This is a genomic window from Streptomyces sp. NPDC057702, from assembly GCF_042799315.1.
GTDB lineage: Bacteria > Actinomycetota > Actinomycetes > Streptomycetales > Streptomycetaceae > Streptomyces.
Genome location: NZ_JBHVJC010000069.1, coordinates 1 through 18,332 on the forward strand (window position 1 = coordinate 1; position 18,332 = coordinate 18,332).

Below are 18,332 nucleotides of genomic sequence, written 5' to 3' on the forward strand. Positions count from 1 at the left end.
GCCCGGGAGGAATCCCGGGCCGGCCGCCACCACCGCGTCCGCCCGCCGGGCGTCGCCCGACCTCCACCCGACCTCTCCCGCCCGGCCCCCGCCCGGCAGCGGTTGGCCCGATCCGCCGGATGGCGCGCGGCCCGTCGCTGGTCACACGCCGCTCTCTCCGCGCGCCCCTCGCCTTCGAGCGCGCTCGACGTCCTACCGTGCCCCCATGACTGAGACGATCTCCGTAGCGGTGCTCGGCACCGGGATCATGGGCGTGCCGATGGCGCGCAACCTCGCCGAGGCGGGCGGGTTCGACGTACGGGTGTGGAACCGCACCCGGGCCAAGGCCGAGCCGTTGGCGGCGGCCGGCGCGACGGTGGCGCCCACGCCGTTGGCCGCCGTGGACGGCGCGGATGTCGTCCTCACGATGCTGCGTGACGGGCCCGCCGCGCTGGACGCCCTGCGCGAGGCCGCGCCCGTGGTGCGTGAGGGCACGCTGTGGCTCCAGTCGAGCACGGTGGGGGTGGACGCGATCGGCCCGCTGGCCGAGTTCGCCGCGCGGCAGGGCGTCGACTTCGTGGACGCCCCGGTACTCGGCACCAAACTCCCCGCCGAGAAGGGCCAGTTGACGATCCTCGCGGCGGGTCCGGACGCGGTCCGGGAGCGCGCCGAACGGATCTTCTCCGTGGTCGGCCAGCGCACCCTGTGGGTCGGCGACGACGGCGCCACGGGGACGGCCAGCGCGCTCAAGCTGGTCGTCAACAACTGGGTGCTCACCCTGATCAACGGCGCCGGCGAGTCGCTGGCCCTGGCCCGGGGGCTCGGCGTGGACCCGCGCGCCTTCCTGGAAGCCGTCGCCGGCGGCCCGCTCGACTCCGGCTACCTGCGGATGAAGTCCGAACTCATCCTCGCCGACGACTACCCGCCGAGCTTCACCGTCTCCGCCGCCCGCAAGGACGCGACGCTGATCGCGGAGGCCGCGGCCGGCGCCGGTGTCCGCCTGGACCTGGCCGAGGCAGCGGCCGAACGCCTCCGCCGCGCGGAGTCCCAGGGCCACGGCGGGCAGGACGGAGCGGCGGCGTACTTCGCGAGTTTCCCGGGGGAGGGGTAGGGGCCGGGCGGGCGGGGCCCGGCGTACGGGCCCGCCGTACGGGTTCTGGTGCACGAGTGCGGGTGGCGGGCTCGGCGGCGGTTCAGCCCCCGCCGGAGGCCAGCTGGAACACCACGACGCCCAGGACCGCGGTGAACCCCGCACTGACCACGAGGGGAACCGCGAGCCCGAAGAAGCTCCGCATGGACGGCATGTCGATGCGCGCGCTGTCCGGCGAGTCGGCGAGGTAGTGCACGCGCACCTTTCCCCCGACGGGCAGCCCCCTCACCCCGGACCCCCACCGCTCGAACTCGTGCGAACCTCCCTGCGCGTCAACGAACCCGACAACCGCGAAGAGCAAGTCGCCCTCTTCTTTGACCTCTTGACGGTGCCGGACCACCACTCCCTCCACCCGCACCCCGCCCCGCCGAAGCCGCCGCCTGAGCACGATCTCGTACACACTGCGCACCAGCACTACGAAGCTGGCCAGCAAAAACGCCACCCCGAACCACATGACCGTGCCCCCGCTCCCTGTGTCGTCCTCGGAAGGGGGGACGTCGTGCCGGGGTGGGCGGGTTCCCGGTGGCGGCGGCGTGCGGTGGGGTCAGGCGTCGAAGTCGACGCCCGCGCTGGTCGCGACCAAGGGAAGGGCGGTCGTTGGCTTGAGCGCGCATGCCGGCCTGGACGCCCTCCTGTCGGTACGGCGCGGGGGCGGCACTCTACCCGCGACCCAGCGTCCGGGGGTCTACCTCACCCTGACGCAGGTTGACTTCCACGACGCCGTTGTCCGGCCCTTTCCCGGCAGCCCGCAGGGCACGGCGTGTGGCGGCGACGGCGTCGTCCACCGCCGCGCCGGGTGTCTCGGCTTTGACCCGCACCGTGGCTCCGGTGGAGAAGGGGCTGCCGTCGGGGCTGTGGGAAGTGGCTGTCGGTACGATTTCGTACCGCGGTGCGCTCCTCATGCCAGCGAGCATGGCCTCACTCAACTCCGGCCACTCGTCGTTCCGGATATCCAGCAGCAGATGAGCGTCGACTTCCCAGTCCCTGAGCATGTGAACCAGTCTCTGAGCATGTGAACGCGCACCTCCAGCTTTCCACTACGACACCTCAACGTCTGCGGGTTCGCTCTGGGCCCGAGTCCTGGTGCCCTTTACCGGCGAAACCATGTGGGCGTAGCCATTCCCCCGTTACCGCCCAGAGGACTCCGCCTTCTTGCCGTTGGGTGCCGGTGCGTGGAATGTGTGCGGTTTGCCGTCGGTCTTCACGGCCCTTGTTTCCTTCGCGGTGGCGGCGACGGTCGGCGTGGGGGCTCCCGCCTGCATCAACTTGAAGATGACCTGCGACCGCACCGCAGGTACGTCGCCATGACAGGCCGCGCGCGTCGTGGGGATCACGCTTTTACCGTTCTTGGACCGTGGGGAGCATCCGGCTTGATGGTGCGTGGACCTTGAGCTCTTTCCGCGACATGGGGGATGCGACGCCTGGGGTTTTCAGCGTGGCCCTCGCCGTTTCCTCTCCTTCTTCTCTCGCTGACTCCGCCTCTGGCGATAGGGAATACCTTTCACGTGCATGGGAACGCTGAGGTGAAAGAATTCCTTGCGGCGGTGAAAAGTCGAATGGTGCCGAGGCCATCCGGTCCCGCGCGCGACCCAAGCACTGGCCAGGCGAGCCCACGGGAAAGGCGCCCCACGTCTGATCGGCTCCGCGTCACTTCCCCGCTCGGTGTGCCGCGAGCGTCTGGGACGGGGTTGGTGCCGTGGGTGACGGCGAGGCTGGCGACGACCTCGGCACCCGGTCCGCCGTCGCCGCTGGGGGAGGTCTCCTGAGCCAGCGAGGGCACCGGTCGTCACGGGGAGTGACCGTCGGAGGGGCCTGGACGTGTAGCCCGTACGGGGCCCGTCTCCAAGCCTGACCCTCCAGCCAGCGGCCCCAAGCCTGCCCCGACCGGCAGCCGGCCTCGCCGTGGCCCGTACGGTTGCCGGGCCCGGCCCGTCGATCCAGCCCAGCCACTGGCGACCACCCCCGCGCACCCGTCCGCCCCGCCTGCGCCAGGCCCGGCCCGTGGGCCCTACCGGCGCTGGCCCCCGGCCCGTAAGGCCAGGCCAGCCCCCGGCCCGTAAGGCCAGCCCAGCCCCCGGCCCGTAAAGCCAGCCGGCCCACAGACCAGCCCCGCCCGCCGGCGGGCGCCCACGGCCGTCGGCGGTCGGCCGCCCCCGACCAACCTGGACCACCTCCGGCCCCGGCCCCGGCCCAGCGCCCAGCGCCTTGCGTGGAGCGGTGTCCCACCCCCGGCGTACCCTGAAGGCATCCCGGCCGCCGGGCCCCGGAAGTGTTCGCGGGCCCCCGGGCCCTGGCTCAGCCAGGGCCCGCGCCGGGCCGTTCGCGTTGTCCAGCCCCGGGACGGGAAGCCCTACATGAGCCTGCATGGTCTGCTCGATGCCGTCGTCCATGACCCCGCGCTCGCCGAGGCGGTGCGCGCGGCCACCGACGGCCACCGCACCCACCTCGACCTCGTGGGGCCGCCGGCCGCGCGGCCCCTGGCCGTGGCCGCGCTCGCCCGGGGGGCCGGCCGGCCCGTGCTCGCCGTGACGGCCACCGGGCGCGAGGCCGAGGACCTGGCCGCCGCGCTGCGCTCGCTGATGCCCGAGGGGCACGAGCACGGCGTGGTGGAGTACCCGTCGTGGGAGACGCTGCCGCACGAGCGGCTCTCGCCGCGCTCGGACACCGTCGGGCGCCGCCTGGCCGTGCTGCGCCGACTGTCCCACCCGAGCGCCGACGACCCGACGGCGGGTCCGGTCAGCGTGGTCGTCGCGCCCATCCGTGCCGTGCTCCAACCGCAGGTCAAGGGCCTGGGGGAGCTGGTGCCCGTGGCGCTCCGCAGCGGGCAGAGCGCGGATCTGGACGAGGTGGTGGACGGCCTGGCGGCAGCCGCGTACGCCCGGGTGGAACTGGTCGAGAAGCGCGGCGAGTTCGCCGTGCGCGGCGGCATCCTCGACGTTTTCCCGCCCACCGAGGAGCACCCCTTGCGGGTGGAGTTCTGGGGCGACGAGGTCGAGGAGGTCCGCTACTTCAAGGTCGCCGACCAGCGCTCGCTGGAGGTGGCCGAGCACGGGCTGTGGGCGCCGCCGTGCCGCGAGCTGCTGCTGACCGAGGACGTGCGGCGCCGCGCCGCCGAACTGGCCGAGGCCCATCCCGAGCTGGGCGAACTCCTCGGCAAGATCGCCGAGGGCATCGCCGTCGAGGGCATGGAGTCGCTGGCTCCGGTGCTGGTGGACGACATGGAGCTGCTGCTCGACGTGTTGCCGGCGGGCGCCATGGGCGTGGTGTGCGACCCGGAGCGGGTGCGGACCCGGGCGGCCGACCTGGTGGCCACCAGCCAGGAGTTCCTGGCCGCCTCCTGGGCCGCGTCGGCCGGCGGCGGCGAGGCCCCCATCGATCTGGGCGCGGCCTCGCTGTGGGGCATCGCCGACATCCGGGACCGGGCCCGTGAGCTGGGCATGATGTGGTGGTCGATCTCGCCGTTCGCCGCCGGCGACAGCGAGCTCGACGCCACCGGTGGCGGGGTGGGCGGCGACACCCTCACCCTGGGCATGCGCGCCCCCGAGCTGTACCGGGGCGACATCGCCCGCGCGCTCGCCGACACCAAGGGGTGGCTCGCCGACGGTTGGCGCACGGTCTACCTCACCGAGGCCCACGGCCCGGCCTCCCGCACCGTCGAGGTGCTCAGCGGCGAGGGCGTACCGGCCCGGCTGGACCCGGACCTGGCCGAGCTGACGCCCGCGCTGGTGCACGTGTCCTGCGGGGCCGTCGAGCGTGGCTTCATCGACCCGGACCTCAAGCTCGCGGTGCTCACCGAGACCGACCTGACCGGCCAGAAGGCGGCCGGCAAGGACGGCACGCGGATGCCCGCCAGGCGCCGCAAGACCATCGACCCGCTCACCCTCCAGGCCGGCGACTACATCGTGCACGAGCAGCACGGCGTGGGCCGCTACATCGAGATGGTGCAGCGCACCGTGCAGGGCGCCACCCGCGAGTACCTGCTGGTCGAGTACGCGCCGGCCAAGCGCGGCCAGCCCGGCGACCGACTGTTCGTCCCGACCGACCAGTTGGAGCAGGTCACCAAGTACGTGGGTGGCGAGGCTCCCACCCTGCACCGGCTCGGCGGCGCCGACTGGACCAAGACCAAGGCGCGGGCCAAGAAGGCGGTCAAGGAGATCGCCGCCGACCTCATCAAGCTGTACTCGGCGCGGATGGCCGCCCCCGGGCACACCTTCGGCCCGGACACGCCCTGGCAGCGCGAGCTGGAGGACGCGTTCCCGTACGCGGAGACGCCCGACCAGCTCACCACCATCGCCGAGGTCAAGGAGGACATGGAGAAGTCGGTCCCGATGGACCGGCTGATCTGCGGTGACGTCGGCTACGGCAAGACGGAGATCGCGGTGCGGGCCGCGTTCAAGGCCGTCCAGGACGGCAAGCAGGTCGCCGTCCTGGTGCCGACGACGCTGCTGGTGCAACAGCACTTCGGCACGTTCAGCGAGCGCTACGGCCAGTTCCCCGTGGTGGTCAGGGCGCTGTCCCGGTTCCAGACCGACGCCGAGGCCAAGGCCGTCCTCGAAGGGCTGCGGGACGGCTCGGTCGACATCGTCATCGGCACCCACCGGCTGTTCTCCTCCGAGACCAAGTTCAAGGACCTGGGCCTGGTCATCGTGGACGAGGAGCAGCGGTTCGGCGTCGAACACAAGGAGCAGCTGAAGAAGTTGCGCGCCAACGTGGACGTGCTCACCATGTCCGCCACGCCCATCCCGCGCACCCTGGAGATGGCCGTCACCGGCATCCGCGAGATGTCCACCATCACCACCCCGCCCGAGGAGCGGCACCCGGTGCTGACCTTCGTCGGCCCGTACGAGCAGAAGCAGATCGGCGCCGCCATCCGCCGCGAACTGCTGCGCGAGGGGCAGGTCTTCTACATCCACAACCGCGTCGAGTCCATCGACCGGGCCGCGGCCAGGCTGCGCGAGATCGTGCCCGAGGCGCGCATCGCCACCGCGCACGGGCAGATGGGCGAGAGCGCCCTGGAGCAGGTGGTGGTGGACTTCTGGGAGAAGAAGTTCGACGTGCTGGTCTCCACCACCATCGTCGAGTCCGGCATCGACATCTCCAACGCCAACACCCTCATCGTCGAACGCGGCGACAACTTCGGCCTCTCCCAGCTCCACCAGCTCCGCGGCCGGGTGGGCCGAGGCCGCGAGCGCGGCTACGCCTACTTCCTGTACCCGCCGGAGAAGCCGCTGACCGAGACCGCGCACGAGCGGCTGGCGACCATCGCCCAGCACACCGAGATGGGCGCGGGCATGTACGTGGCGATGAAGGACCTGGAGATCCGTGGCGCGGGCAACCTGCTCGGCGGCGAACAGTCCGGGCACATCGCCGGCGTCGGCTTCGACCTGTACGTCCGCATGGTCGGCGAGGCCGTCGCGGACTACCGGGCGACGCTGGAGGGCGGCGTGGAGGAGGAGCCGCCACTGGAGGTGAAGATCGAACTGCCGGTGGACGCGCACGTCCCGCACGACTACGCGCCGGGCGAGCGACTGCGTCTCCAGGCGTACCGCTCCATCGCCTCGGCTACCACCGAGGCGGACATCGCCGCCGTGCGCGAGGAGCTGGCCGACCGGTACGGGCCGCTGCCGGAGCCGGTGGAGAACCTGCTGCTCGTCGCGGGACTGCGGATGCTCGCCCGGGCCTGCGGGGTCAGTGACATCACCCTGCAGGGCTCCCAGGTGCGCTTCGGGCCGGTGGAGCTGCGCGAGTCGCAGGAGCTGCGGCTCAAGCGGCTGCACCCGCGGTCGGTGCTCAAGCCCGGGCCCCGGCAGGTCCTGGTACCCCGGCCGACCAGCGGGAAGATCGGGGGCCGGCCCGTGGTGGGGCGTGAACTCCTGGCGTGGACGGGCGAGTTCCTCACGACCATCCTCGGTTCGTAGCGCCCGGCGGGCCACGCTCGTCGGCGTGGCCCGCGCCTCGGAGGCGGGCCGGCGACCCCGGCCGCGCGGGCCCGCCCCCGCCTCCCGCACGACCCCGTTCCCGGTCCCGGTCCCTGTCCCGCGCCATCCGCCCCCCTCGCCTCCGGAGGCCCGGCGCCCTCCGGTGACGCGGCCCCGATGACGTACGTCTCCTGCCCTCAACACGCGCCCCCGCGAGGCTCGTTCCGCCACACGCGTCACGTCCGTCGCGCGTCGCCGGATCCGGGGGCGCGGGGGCGGGCGCGGCGCCGTTGCGTTCGCGGCGCACACGCGGGGTAGCCGCCCGTGGAATTTCTGGGCCGCCACGGTGTTCTGGGTTGCGGGGTTCGCTTCGTGGATCAGTGGGGGAGCCGGCGACGGCACCGGCGCCGACGGGTCCCGGGGGCAGCTTCCGCCAACTCCCGGCCGAGCACTGCCCGGGAGCGAACCGCCCGCCCGCACACGAAAGACACTGAGGAGTTCGGCCATGACGCACCAGCCCGCCGCCGCATCCGGCACCTTCACCCTCGGCGACGACCTCCCCGTCACCCGTCTCGGCTTCGGCACCATGCGGCTCACCGGCCCCGGCGTGTGGGGCGACCCACGCGACCCGGACGAGGCCGTCCGCGTGCTGCGCCGCGCCGTCGAGCTCGGCGTCACCTTCCTGGACACCGCCGACTCGTACGGCCCCGTCGTCGCCGAACCCCTGATCAAGAAGGCCCTGTTCCCCTACGCGGACGACCTGGTCATCGCGACCAAGGCCGGGCTGACCCGGCAGGGCCCGGACGACTGGCGGCCGGTCGGGCGGCCCGAGTACCTGCGCCAGCAGGCCGAGATGAGCCTGCGGCTGATGGGCCTGGAGCGCATCGACCTCTTCCAGCTGCACCGCATCGACCCCCAGGTGCCGCTGGCGGACCAGGTCGGCGAGCTGCGACTCCTCCAGGAGGAGGGGAAGATCCGGCACATCGGGCTCTCCGAGGTCTCCGTCCCCGAGGTCGAGGCGGCTTCGAAGATCGCGTCGATCGCCTCGGTGCAGAACCTGTACAACCTGGCCAACCGCTCGGCCGAGCCGCTGCTGGACTACGCGACCGAGCACGGCATCGGCTTCATCCCGTGGTACCCGCTGGCCGTCGGACAGCTCGCCCGGGAGCACGGCCCGCTGGCCAACCTGGCGAAGGAACTGGGCGTGGCTCCCTCGCAGATCGCCCTGGCGTGGCTGTTGCGACGTTCGCCGGCGATGCTGCCCATCCCGGGCACCTCGTCCGTGGGGCACCTGGAGGAGAACGTGCTGGCGGCCGAGATCGACCTGCCCGACGAGGCGTTCGCGGCCCTGTCGCGCGCCGCGTAGCGCGCACCCGCCGGGCGGCGGTGGCCGGGACGGGGCGTCATGGCCGGGACGCGATGGCCGCCGGGAGCCGTTCGCCACGCCGGGACGTGGTGGCCACACCGGGGCCCGATGGCCGCGCCAGCAGACGTACGCCGTGCCGGAACGCGATGGCCGGGCCCGCGTCTGGTCACCGCGGGCCCGGCGGGGGTTCCCAGGCGTCGGGCCGAGCGTGACCTCGGATGGCCCGACGCCTGGGAAGAACGGGCCCGAACCGGGGAAGGGACCGGGCCCGTGCGGGTGGGCGGCTACTCCTGGGCCGCCGGGGCCGCGGTCAGTACGCGCCGGAAGCTGATCCGGTCGTGGCCCGGCCCGTCGTAGTCGCGGTGGACGGGTACGCCGTCGCTCAGGTAGTCGCCACCCTCGGGCACGAAGCCCATCGCGTGGTGGAAGGCGATGGACGGCTTGTTGGCGGGCGAGACGATCGACCGCACCTCCAGCCGTCCGGCCTTCACGGCCCGGGCGAAGAACCGTTCGTACAGCTTCCGGGCCACACCCTGGTGGCGCAGCCCGGGATGCACGCCGACGAAGTGGATGTAGGCCGTGCCGGGCCGGTCGGGCGAGTGGAAGCCGACCAGGAAGCCGACGAGCGCGCCGGCCGGGCGCGCGCTGCCCGAGCCGACCGACCCCGCGTCGTCCGCGTCCGCGTCGTTCGTCATCGTGCCGTCCGTGTGCGGCTCGCTCGTGTTCGTGCCGCCCGGGCCCGTGCCGGCCGCGTCCGGGGAGGCCGCGGTGGGCGCGCTCGTGGCGTTGGTGCCGGCCGGGCGCGCGGCGTTCGCGCCGGCGCCCTCCCCGTCGGCGATGTGCCGCGTGGGCTCGGGTCGCTCGGCGTCGGGCCGCTCCGGGTCGGGGTGCTCCTCCAGGATCAAGCTCGTCGCCGCGAAGTGCTGGAGGAAGAGCCGGGGGAGCAACAGGGACAGCTCGCGGGCCTCGTCCGGGGTGCGGGTCTCCCCCCACCAGTTCTGGATGGACGCCACGATGGGGGCGTGATCCTCCTCGCGGGCTTGCCGGAAGGTGAGTTGTGCCATGCGTGTTCTCCGTACGTCGGTGCGCCGTTCGAAACCCTTAAGGGCCTATCAGGGCAGACGTCGTACCGACCCGTAGGGGTTACCCGAGCTCGGGGTACGTGTCCGATTCCGGCCGTGCGTCCGCGCACCAGCCGACCGTGAGGCGCGCGGTGGCCAGCGCCCCGGCCAGCGGGCCGAGGAGACAGCGCGACCGCTCCACCGGCGCCCCGGGCCGCACCGCCCACGCCGGGCCGTCCCCCGCCCCGCCGTCCGTGCCGTTCGCGAGGCCGGGGCCGGGCAGCACGATGCGCCCGCCCACGCCGTGGTACTCCACTCCGTGCGCCGTCAGCGGGATGCCCAGCCGGCGCGCGGCGCCGCGCGGCACGAGCAACCGCAGGCGGTCCCCGGCGCCGTCGACGAGAGCGGGGAAGAGGAAGGGGCGTACGGTACGGGCCCGGCCCGCCGCCCCCCACCCGCGTCCGTCGGGACAACCGAATGCCCCGTGCGGCCCGCGCCGGTCGCCGTGCGCCCCCTCCGGTAGCGGGCGGCTACGCGCCGCGTCCACCGACGGCCCGGCGGGGTGCGCCCGGAGGGGCCCGCGCCGGGTACGTCCGTGGTCCGCCACGGCGCGCGCGTGAGCCGCGACGAGCTCGCCCGCGCCCCCACCGGCGGCCACGTCAATGCTCTGACCAGCGACATCGAGGTACGGGGCGAAAGCCGCGTCGGGGGGCGCGATGGGTAGCCCGGCGGCGCGGCGGGGCCGCCAGGCGCCCTGGGGGGCGCCCGTACGGCGGCGGAGCAGGTCGATGGCCTCCATGCCGGTCCGCAGGTCGACCGTGAGCGCGTCGAAGGTGCGGCCGGTGGCGAGGGGGACGGCACGCAGCGGGTCCGCCCGCCACAGGGCGCGCACCCCCTCGGGGTCGTCCGCGGCGGCGGCGACCCACCGGGGGACGCGCGCCGCCGCGGACGAGCGGCCCCTCACTGCTCCGCCTTCGGCCGGGCCAGGTAGGGGAACGTGTCACGCGGCACCCCCGTAGCCGCGCTCGCGTCCAGTCCCAACCCGACCGGCATGCCGAGCACCAGCTCGAACATGACCTCCGGCGCGCAGTCGGTGAGGCCGCGTCCGTTGCGTCGCTCCACGCCGAAGTGCGCCTTGGTGCCCACCTCGTAGCGAAGGACGTCCGGGAACAGCAGGTCACGCACTCGGGCCGCGTGGGTGGCGGGGTCGGCGACGGCGCCCGCGCCGGCCGCGCCCCGCTCGACGGCCGCCCGCACCTGGTCCCCGTACCGCTCCCGGTCCTCGTCGGGCACGGTGGCGTTGAAGTCGATGTGCCGGTCCGCGTCTTCGAGGTCGAAGAGCGTGTTGAGCAGCGGCGTCGCGCAGCGGTTGATCTGCCGCCAGCCGCCCGCGTCGGTGGCCAGCACCGTCACGCCCCAGAAGCCGATCTCCTGGGCCCCGCCCAGGTCGGCGTCGGGCACCTCGAGGACGATGGCGTGGACGTCGGTGTCGGCGAAGAGGTTGGTGGCCCCCGCGGGGTCGAACCCGGCGAGGTCGGGGGCGGTGCCCTCGGCGATGCCGGTCCTGACCGCGGTGACCACGGTGCCCTCGATCCAGAACGGGTCGCCGGCCGGCCCCGCCCAGGCCCGCAACCCGCCGCTCGGGCCCTCGTCGCCGCTGGTGTCGGCGGCGGGCAGGACGAGTTCGGCGGGCTCCCCGGTCACACCGCGCAACAGCACCGAACCCTCGGCGTCCCGGTCGCGCGCGGCCTTGCCGTCGAACCGGCGCAGCTCCCAGCGCTGGGTGCCGCGCGTGCTGAAGGGGGCGAAGGTGATGGGCGCGAAGGTGAAGCGGTAGGTGATGTCCTCGATCGCGTCGCCGTCGGTGTCGATCTTGATCTCGTAGAGGCTCTCGTCGTCGTGGAAGCCGCCCGTGCCCGAGAGCGGGTTCACGTTGACGACGAACACGGTGCCACGCGTGCCCCGGAAGACGTAGACGTCGCTGATATCGAGTCGCGGGTCCTGACGTGCGAGGAGCGAGTCGTGGTGATGACTCATCAGCGATCCTGTTCTGCTTCGAGGGAAGGCGCTTCTACCAGGCGCCGGCGGGCCGCCGTAGCGGGCGCGACGATCCATAGGGGGGAACCGCGCGCCGCCTCGTCAGGGAGAGGGAGGAGGGTCAGCTTCCGGTCCAGCCCGCCGGGGCCTGACGTGGACACTAGGCGGCCCGGCACGTCCAGGCGAGGAACAGAATGCACAGTCAGCGCGGTTGCTGGTTGCCCACCGACTGGTGATTGAAGGACGTACGGGTAACCGCACCTCACGGGGTCCGGGCGGCCACCGCACGTACGGGACGCCTCGGCCACCGGACGTAGCGGGTTGGGAGCACCGGGCGTACGGGGCGGCTCCGCCATCGGGCGTACGGGGTGGCTCCGCCGGGGGTGCGGGGCGGCTCCGCCGGGGCGCGGGCTGACCCCGACGCGGGGGTGTGGGCTGACGGTGAGGGTGCGGGCCCGGCCTCGACGGTGGGATCACCAGCCGGCCCGGGCGGGGGCAGTACGGCCCGGCTGAGGCGACGGGAGTACGCGGTGGGTTCGGGGTGGCCGTGCGGTGTAAGGGTCGGCCGTGCGGCGTAAGGGTCGGCCTCGCCGGGCGTAAGGGGCGGGGGAGGGGGCCGCGCGGCGGGTGGGGCGGGTCGGTCGGCCGTGCGGCGTACGGGACGGGTGGGCCCGGTGTACGGGTCGGGGCGGGGTGGGGGGTGGGGTCGCGCCGGAGGCGGACGGGTGGACGGGGTCGCCCGGAGGTGGGGCGGGCCGGTCCTCGGGCGGAGCGCGCGGTCAGCGGGTGCCGGTCACAGCGTCCCGAGCGCCCGCATGGCGAGCCACAGTTCGTACTTGGCACTCGGCGCGTGCAGGAGCGAGCGGCCCAGCGCCTCCTCCGCCCGGGTCAGCCGCTTGCGGGCGCCGGGCAGCGAGATCCCGAGCTCGCTCGCGGCCTGCGGCAACCGCGCGTCGGCCCGCAACCAGGCCCGGACCGTCTCCGGCCCCGACGGCAGGTTCGCCCGTTCCAGCGGCTGGAGCCGGGCCCGTGCCCAGACCTCGGCCGCCGGCGTGGCGAGCAGGTCCTCCAGCGTCACGGTGGGCCGGTCGGTGGGTGTCGGCAGCGGGCCCGTGCGGAGCTGGAGCGCGAGCCAGGCGGCGGACTGGTCGGCCAGCCGGCCGAGATCGAGCCCGAGCAACTCCTCGATCAGCCGCACCCGGGCGCCCAGCGTGTTGCGGTGGATCTTCAGATGGCGGCTGGCGGCGCCACCGAAGGTGAGCCACGAACCGAGGGTGCCCAGCAGCTCCTCACCGCCGGGATCGGCCCGCCGCGGCGGCACGTAGTGCAGGCACGGTGCCAGCAACTCCCGTGCCCAGTCCAGCGCTTCGGGTGCGGCCAGCGGCGTCAGGTCGGAGTCCCGCTGGAAGCTGGCCCGCCCGCTGGGCGACGTCCGGGCCACGGCCAGCGCGTGGAACGCCTGCTCGTAGCCGATCGGGGTCTCCCGTAGGGGCACCTCACCGCTCACCCCGATCAGACACTCGGGCACCCGCTCGGCGATGGCACGGTCGAGGCCGCGCACCCCCACCGTCTCGACGGCCGTGCCGGTGTCTCGACCGCTGCGCAACGCCGGTGTCTGGTGGGGGAGTTCGCCGAAGGTCGCGCGGAAGTCGGTGGCGCAGTTCTCGTCCGGGGCGCTCGCGGCGGCGCCCCGGTCGCCCGGCCGCGCGGCGAGCGGCCCGGCCAGCCCCGCGCTCGCGGCGGCCTCGGCCAGCGCCGTCGCGGCGGACCCGCGCCCCCGACGCCCGCCGGCCACCGGCTCCGGGGTGGCCGGGACGAGCGCGATCAGGTGGGTGGGGCGCACCGGGCAGGGCACGATCCACGCCCTGCCGCGCGCGGCGTGCGCGATCCGGTCGGCGATCTCGTACCGCCGCTGCCCCGGGCACTCGATGACGTACACATAGGCGAGCTGGGGCAGCGGCGGTCGCAGGGCGGCGGCGATCCGATGCGCGGCCGGGACGCTGCCGACCATCAGCAGATGCAACACGGCCTCGCGGCCGTGCGCCTCGGCGGCCTCCACCCGCACCCGGTCGCGCTCGGCCTCCTCAAGCCGCCAACACAGGCCCAGCGTGCGGGCGGCGTCGGCCAGGAGCGCCTGCGGGCGGGACGGGCGGTGCCCCGCCCCCTCGGGGACGATCAGTACGAGATACGGGGCCTGCCGGCGCGGTCCGCCCTCGGCGGGGCCGCCCCCGGCGCCGGCCGCCAACGACACCAGGAAGACCGTGCTGGCGCCGGCGCCCTCGGGGTCGCCCGGAGCCGGAGTCAGGGGCGCGCTCGGGGGCGCGCCGCCGGGCACCCGCCACGTGGACGCCTCGGCGGGCCCGGCCCCGTCGGGGTCGCCGCCGGAGGCCGGCACGCTCAGCACCGCGGACGGGGTCCCACGCCGGCGCAGTCCGGCCACGGCGTCCGTCGCGGCGCGCAGTGCGGCACTGGGCGGCGGCGGAGGAGCGAGGGCGGGCGTCCCGTCGGCGTCGATCAGCGTGACGGTGCCCGCGGTGCGCCGCGCCAGCCACTCCACGATGGCCCGCACGGCCCCCCGCCTGGCGGCCAGCCGGGAGAGGGTCAGGACGTCCTCGGCCCGCTCGCCCCGGGGATCCAGGTCGGCTCGGCCGGAGGGGGCGGGGCGGTCGTCGTGGTCGGACCGCCCGCTGTGGTCGAAGGGATCGGGGTGGCCGTGGTGGCCGGGCTGGTCCGGGTCGTCGGCCCGGGCCGGAGGCCCGTCCCGGGGCTCGCCTCGTTCCCGCTGTGCCCCCGCCTCCGTGCCCCACGCCACCCATCCCATAAAGCAGCAGATTAGTGCGTCAAAGCCCAGCATGTGAAAGAAGGTTGAACCTCGTCGAGCACCTGACGCCCGGCATTTCACAGCCGCCCCGCCGCCCCCGTCCACGCCGTCGCCGAGCACGGTCCGACAGCCGCCGCCCGGCTCCCCGGCGCGTCAACGCCCCGTACGGACGGCGCGGCGACGATCGAGGGTGAGCCGACATGGGGGTTCGCCTTGCGGCGGGGTGGCGCGGGCGGTGCCGGGGGCGCACGCGGTGGGCGCGGCGCACGCGGCGGTGCCGGGTGGTTCCCGTCGCGCGGTGTGAGCACGCGGCGTTCGCCGGCGCGGCCCCCGAGGCGCTCGGTCGCCCCGTAACGGGCCCTGTGGAAACGGGGGTTACGCGATCGGAAAACCCGCACGACAACGGGATGAACCACCCCGTGTGGGCCGGCGCGCGGGCTCGGCCGCGCGCCGCGCGATGACCGTCCGGTCATCCGCTGACCGAAGGGCCCGGACGCGGCGGCCGGACTCGGGAGGGGTCCCGCATCGCGGACCGGGGCGCTCCGTGACCGTATGCCAGCTCCGGAAGCCCTGTTTACGCGCCGGTGCGGCCAACAGTGCGCCGGGTGGATGGGGTTGCACCGCCCTGGGCGTTCGTGTTCGATGCGTGCACCGCCAGTTCCGTGAGCCGAAGGGGGAGGAACTCACCGTGACGGCGTGTGTCTCCGCCTGGTCTCATGTGCGCCGCTGTGTGTCGGCTTCCCGACGTACGGCGCTGCTGCTGGTCGCGCTCGGCGGCTTCCTCGCGCTGGCGGGCGTGCTCGCCGGTCAGGCGCACGCCAAGGACTCCCGGGACGGCGCGCGCCCCGACCGGTCGGCCGCGCGCGGCGAGCGCGCGCACACCCCGTCGACCGGCTCAGGCCAAGCGGCCTCAACGAGCGGTCGCACCAAGAAAGTTCACGGCTCGCGCGCGGCCACCGAGCCCAGGGGCCGGTCCGCTGGCCAGGCCACGGCCCACTCGGGCGGGGCCCACTCCGGCAAGGTCCAGCACGCCACGGCCGGCGGCCGGCAGGCCAAGGCCGCGCCGGCCCAGGCCACGCGCGCGACGGCGCGCGACGCGGGGCGGCCGGCCCAGCGGGCGGGGCACCAGCCCGTGCACGCCACGACCGGCGGCGACAGGAGCGGGAGCGGCCCCGCCAGGGCCGGCATCTCTCGCGGCACGGCTGCGGCAAAGTCCCCGGACGCGCACGGTCGAGCCGGTCACGGCACGGGCCGGGCGGCGAGCCAGGGCGGCGGCCACCCCGACACAGCACGCGGCCACGGCGCGAGCCAGCGCCCCGACCAGGGCAAGGGCCGCGCCCACACCAGGGACGACAAGGCCCGCGACGACAAGGGCCGAGGCCACGGCGCGTACGACCAGGGCCGGGCCGGCAAGACCGACAACGGCCACGACCGGGGTGAGGGCGGTCGCGGTCACCACGACCCGGCGCAGGGTCAGGGCCAGGGCAAGGCCGGAGGCGAGAACGGCCGCGCCCACGACGGCCGGGGTAAGAACGGCCGGGGCGAGAACGGCCGCGCCCACGACGGCCGGGGTAAGAACGGCCGGGGCGAGAACGGTCGCGACGACGACGGCCGGGGGCACGGACAGGGCAAGAACGGCCGCGACAACGGGGGCCGCGACAACGGCGGTCGTGGCGACGGCGGTCGTGACCACACCGGCCGGGGTGGCGCCAACGGCAAGAACGCCGGTGACGGCAAGGGCGGTCACGGCGGGGGCGGTCGGGGCGACGGTCGGCACGACGAGGGGCAGCGGGGCCGGGGCCCCGCCGGGCCCGCGCGCCAGGTGCCCGCCGGGTCCGGCTCGGCCGGGCCGCACGCCGACCACCAGGGCCGACCGGGGGCGGCGCCGTCCCACGACCCCCGCGCCCACCTCGTACACCCCCCGTCCAGCGCGTCGGCCGGGCGGGACGAGCCGGCCGGCCACGCCGCGCACCGCGAGGCTCGGGACGAGGCGCGCGACCGGGCGGCGACGGCCCGTTCGAGGGTGGAGGGCCCGCTCGTGCGCTCCCTCGCCCCGGGCGCCCTCGCCGGCTTCCCGTCGGGCGTGCCCCGTACCGTCGTCAGCGTCGCGAACCCGGTCAGCGCCGCCCCGTCCCACGCCCGCCCGCCCCACCACGCCGACTGCGCCGACCACGCGCACCGGCACCACAAGGGCGACGGCTGCGCAGGGCACCGCCAGGCGCCCCAGGCGCCGTGTGGTCCGCCGAGCCCGGCCGGACCGACCGCGCCCGCCGGGCAGGGTGGCTGCGGCCACAGCGGCGGCGACCACCACACCAAGCGCGCGCTCGACAAGAACGACCTGCCGGCGACGGCCCTGCTGGAGCCGCCGCGTACCGCGGACGGCCGGCCACGGGACACCGCGTCGCCGCTGCACACGCGCCCGCACGACGTCGTCGAACACCCCGGCTGACGCCGGCGCGCCCACCGGCGCGTCACCGTCACCCGTTCGTTCGAGACAGAGAGCACCGTCATGTTCAGTCGTGAGCGCCTAGCGCCGTTCGCCGGGATGCCGTGCGAGCACCCGGGTCAGCACGCCTTCGGCCCTTCGTCACCCTCCCACGCCCTGGACCGCCGTTCACCGTCACGCACCCGCGCCCACCGCGCGGTGGCACTCCTGGAGGTGTCGGCATGAAGATGACCGACCGGGAAATCATCGAGATCCTGGTGGCGTACGACGCCACCGAGAGCGTCTACTCCGCCGCGCGGATCGTGGGCTGCGACCCCAAGACCGTGCGCCGTTACGTGGCCGCCCGCGACGCCGGACGGCCGGTCACCGGCCCCTCGCGGCGGTCGCGGTTAGCCGACGCGTACGCCGAGAAGATCGAGGAGTGGGTGGACCGCTCCGAGGGACACATCAGCGCCGTGCGGGCGCACGAGCGCCTGGTGCGCATGGGCTTCACCGGCAGCGAGCGCACCACGCGGCGCGTCGTCGCCGAGACCAAGACCCGCTGGCAGAGCGGCAGTCGGCGCATCTTCCGGCCCTGGGTCCCCGAGCCGGGACTGTGGCTCCAGTGCGACTGGGGGCCGGGGCCCCTGGTCCCCGGGCCCGACGGGGAGCCCCGCCGCACCGCCCTGTTCTCGGCCTGGCTGGCGTGGTCGCGGTTCCGGGTGGTCATCCCGTGCCGCGACCGCACCCTCGGCAGCCTCGTGTGCTGCCTGGACGCCACGCTCACGGCGCTCGGCGGCGCGCCGACGTACCTGCTCACCCGGCTGCGCCAGGACGGTGGCACGCGCCACCCGGACGTGGTCGCCGCCGGGCGGCACTACGGCATGAAGGTGCGCACCTGCGTGCCGCACGACCCGGAGGGCGGCGGTACCCAGGCCGGTGTGCGCATCGCCGCCGCCGACCTGACCCCGACCGAGGCGGACCTGCGTCCCGAGTACGCGACCTTCGCCGAACTCCAGGCGGCCTGCCAGGAGTTCGGGCGCTGGTTCAACGGTCAGGTGCGGCACTGGCAGGGGCAGCGCCCGGACCCCGAGGCCATGGCGGACATCGCACCGGAGCAGGCCCCGGCCGCCACCCCCGCCGAACGGCTGGCGATCGAACGGCCCCGCCTGCACCCGCTGCCACCCGTCCCGTGCGCGCTGGGGCTCGGGCAGCAGGCGACGGTGAGCGAGACGGACACGGTGGTGTACGACGCGACGCGGTACGCCGTCCCCGCCGGGCTGACCGGCGCGCAGGTGTGGTTGCGTGCCACGCGCGGTGAACTGGCCATCGTCGCCGACCTGGCCGCCCTGCCGCACCGGCCGGAACACCTCGCCGGCGCGGACGGCCTGACGGAGATCGCCAGGTATCGCATACCGCCCCGCAGCGCGAGCCGTGGCCACGGCCACGGAGCGCGCTAGCACCGCCCGGCGACGGCGGGCGGGGGCGGCGGGCCCGGCGGGGCCGGGCGGGGCCCCCCGGCCGACCCGGCCCGCGCCGGCTGGGCGGGCGGGAACGCGCCCGTCCCCGCCCGCC

At 75.0% G+C, this 18,332-nt stretch carries 11 protein-coding genes; 5 read left to right on the forward strand and 6 right to left on the reverse strand.

Features of this window, described 5'->3' with window-relative positions:
• Positions 1–205 precede the first annotated feature (205 nt).
• Positions 206–1,090, forward strand: a complete 885-nt coding sequence (locus ACFVFR_RS31350) for an NAD(P)-dependent oxidoreductase (RefSeq protein ID WP_383707942.1) — start codon at positions 206–208, stop codon at positions 1,088–1,090.
• 82 nt (positions 1,091–1,172) lie between these two features.
• On the opposite strand, the gene ACFVFR_RS31355 is transcribed toward ACFVFR_RS31350, so the two are convergent.
• Entirely contained in the window at positions 1,173–1,571 is a 399-nt protein-coding gene (locus ACFVFR_RS31355; protein WP_383707944.1) for a DUF3592 domain-containing protein, read from the reverse strand.
• 217 nt (positions 1,572–1,788) lie between these two features.
• Complete coding sequence (locus tag ACFVFR_RS31360) at positions 1,789–2,121, reverse strand: hypothetical protein (RefSeq protein ID WP_383707946.1); 333 nt, start codon at positions 2,119–2,121, stop codon at positions 1,789–1,791.
• A 1,362-nt stretch (positions 2,122–3,483) separates the two neighbouring features.
• Here ACFVFR_RS31360 and mfd point away from each other — a divergent pair.
• Together mfd and ACFVFR_RS31370 are read left to right on the forward strand one after the other, a co-directional pair.
• Positions 3,484–7,047 carry a transcription-repair coupling factor gene (gene mfd / locus ACFVFR_RS31365; RefSeq protein ID WP_383707948.1) on the forward strand — a complete coding sequence of 1,188 codons (3,564 nt, stop codon included), beginning with the start codon at positions 3,484–3,486 and terminating at the stop codon, positions 7,045–7,047.
• Between the two features lie 505 nt (positions 7,048–7,552).
• Complete coding sequence (locus ACFVFR_RS31370) at positions 7,553–8,413, forward strand: aldo/keto reductase (protein WP_383707950.1); 861 nt, start codon at positions 7,553–7,555, stop codon at positions 8,411–8,413.
• 284 nt (positions 8,414–8,697) lie between these two features.
• Here the strand turns inward: ACFVFR_RS31370 and ACFVFR_RS31375 are convergent, their stop codons facing one another.
• The 4 genes from ACFVFR_RS31375 to ACFVFR_RS31390 all read right to left on the reverse strand — a co-directional run bounded on the left by ACFVFR_RS31375 (position 8,698) and on the right by ACFVFR_RS31390 (position 14,332).
• Positions 8,698–9,477, reverse strand: coding sequence for a GNAT family N-acetyltransferase (locus tag ACFVFR_RS31375; RefSeq protein WP_383707952.1), 780 nt, complete (start codon positions 9,475–9,477; stop codon positions 8,698–8,700).
• 79 nt (positions 9,478–9,556) lie between these two features.
• Positions 9,557–10,438, reverse strand: coding sequence for a hypothetical protein (locus tag ACFVFR_RS31380; RefSeq protein WP_383707954.1), 882 nt, complete (start codon positions 10,436–10,438; stop codon positions 9,557–9,559).
• Positions 10,435–11,511, reverse strand: a complete 1,077-nt coding sequence (locus tag ACFVFR_RS31385; protein WP_383707956.1) for a DUF4331 family protein — start codon at positions 11,509–11,511, stop codon at positions 10,435–10,437. Before ACFVFR_RS31385 ends, ACFVFR_RS31380 begins: the two co-directional genes overlap by 4 nt.
• Positions 11,512–12,304: 793 nt before the next feature.
• Positions 12,305–14,332, reverse strand: coding sequence for a PucR family transcriptional regulator (locus ACFVFR_RS31390; protein WP_383707958.1), 2,028 nt, complete (start codon positions 14,330–14,332; stop codon positions 12,305–12,307).
• 646 nt (positions 14,333–14,978) lie between these two features.
• Between ACFVFR_RS31390 and ACFVFR_RS31395 the strand changes: the two genes are divergently transcribed.
• Positions 14,979–16,781, forward strand: coding sequence for a hypothetical protein (locus tag ACFVFR_RS31395; protein ID WP_383707960.1), 1,803 nt, complete (start codon positions 14,979–14,981; stop codon positions 16,779–16,781).
• Positions 16,782–16,999: 218 nt separating this feature from the next.
• Positions 17,000–18,217, forward strand: a complete 1,218-nt coding sequence (locus tag ACFVFR_RS31400; RefSeq protein ID WP_383707962.1) for an IS21 family transposase — start codon at positions 17,000–17,002, stop codon at positions 18,215–18,217.
• The last annotated feature ends 115 nt before the right edge of the window (positions 18,218–18,332 follow it).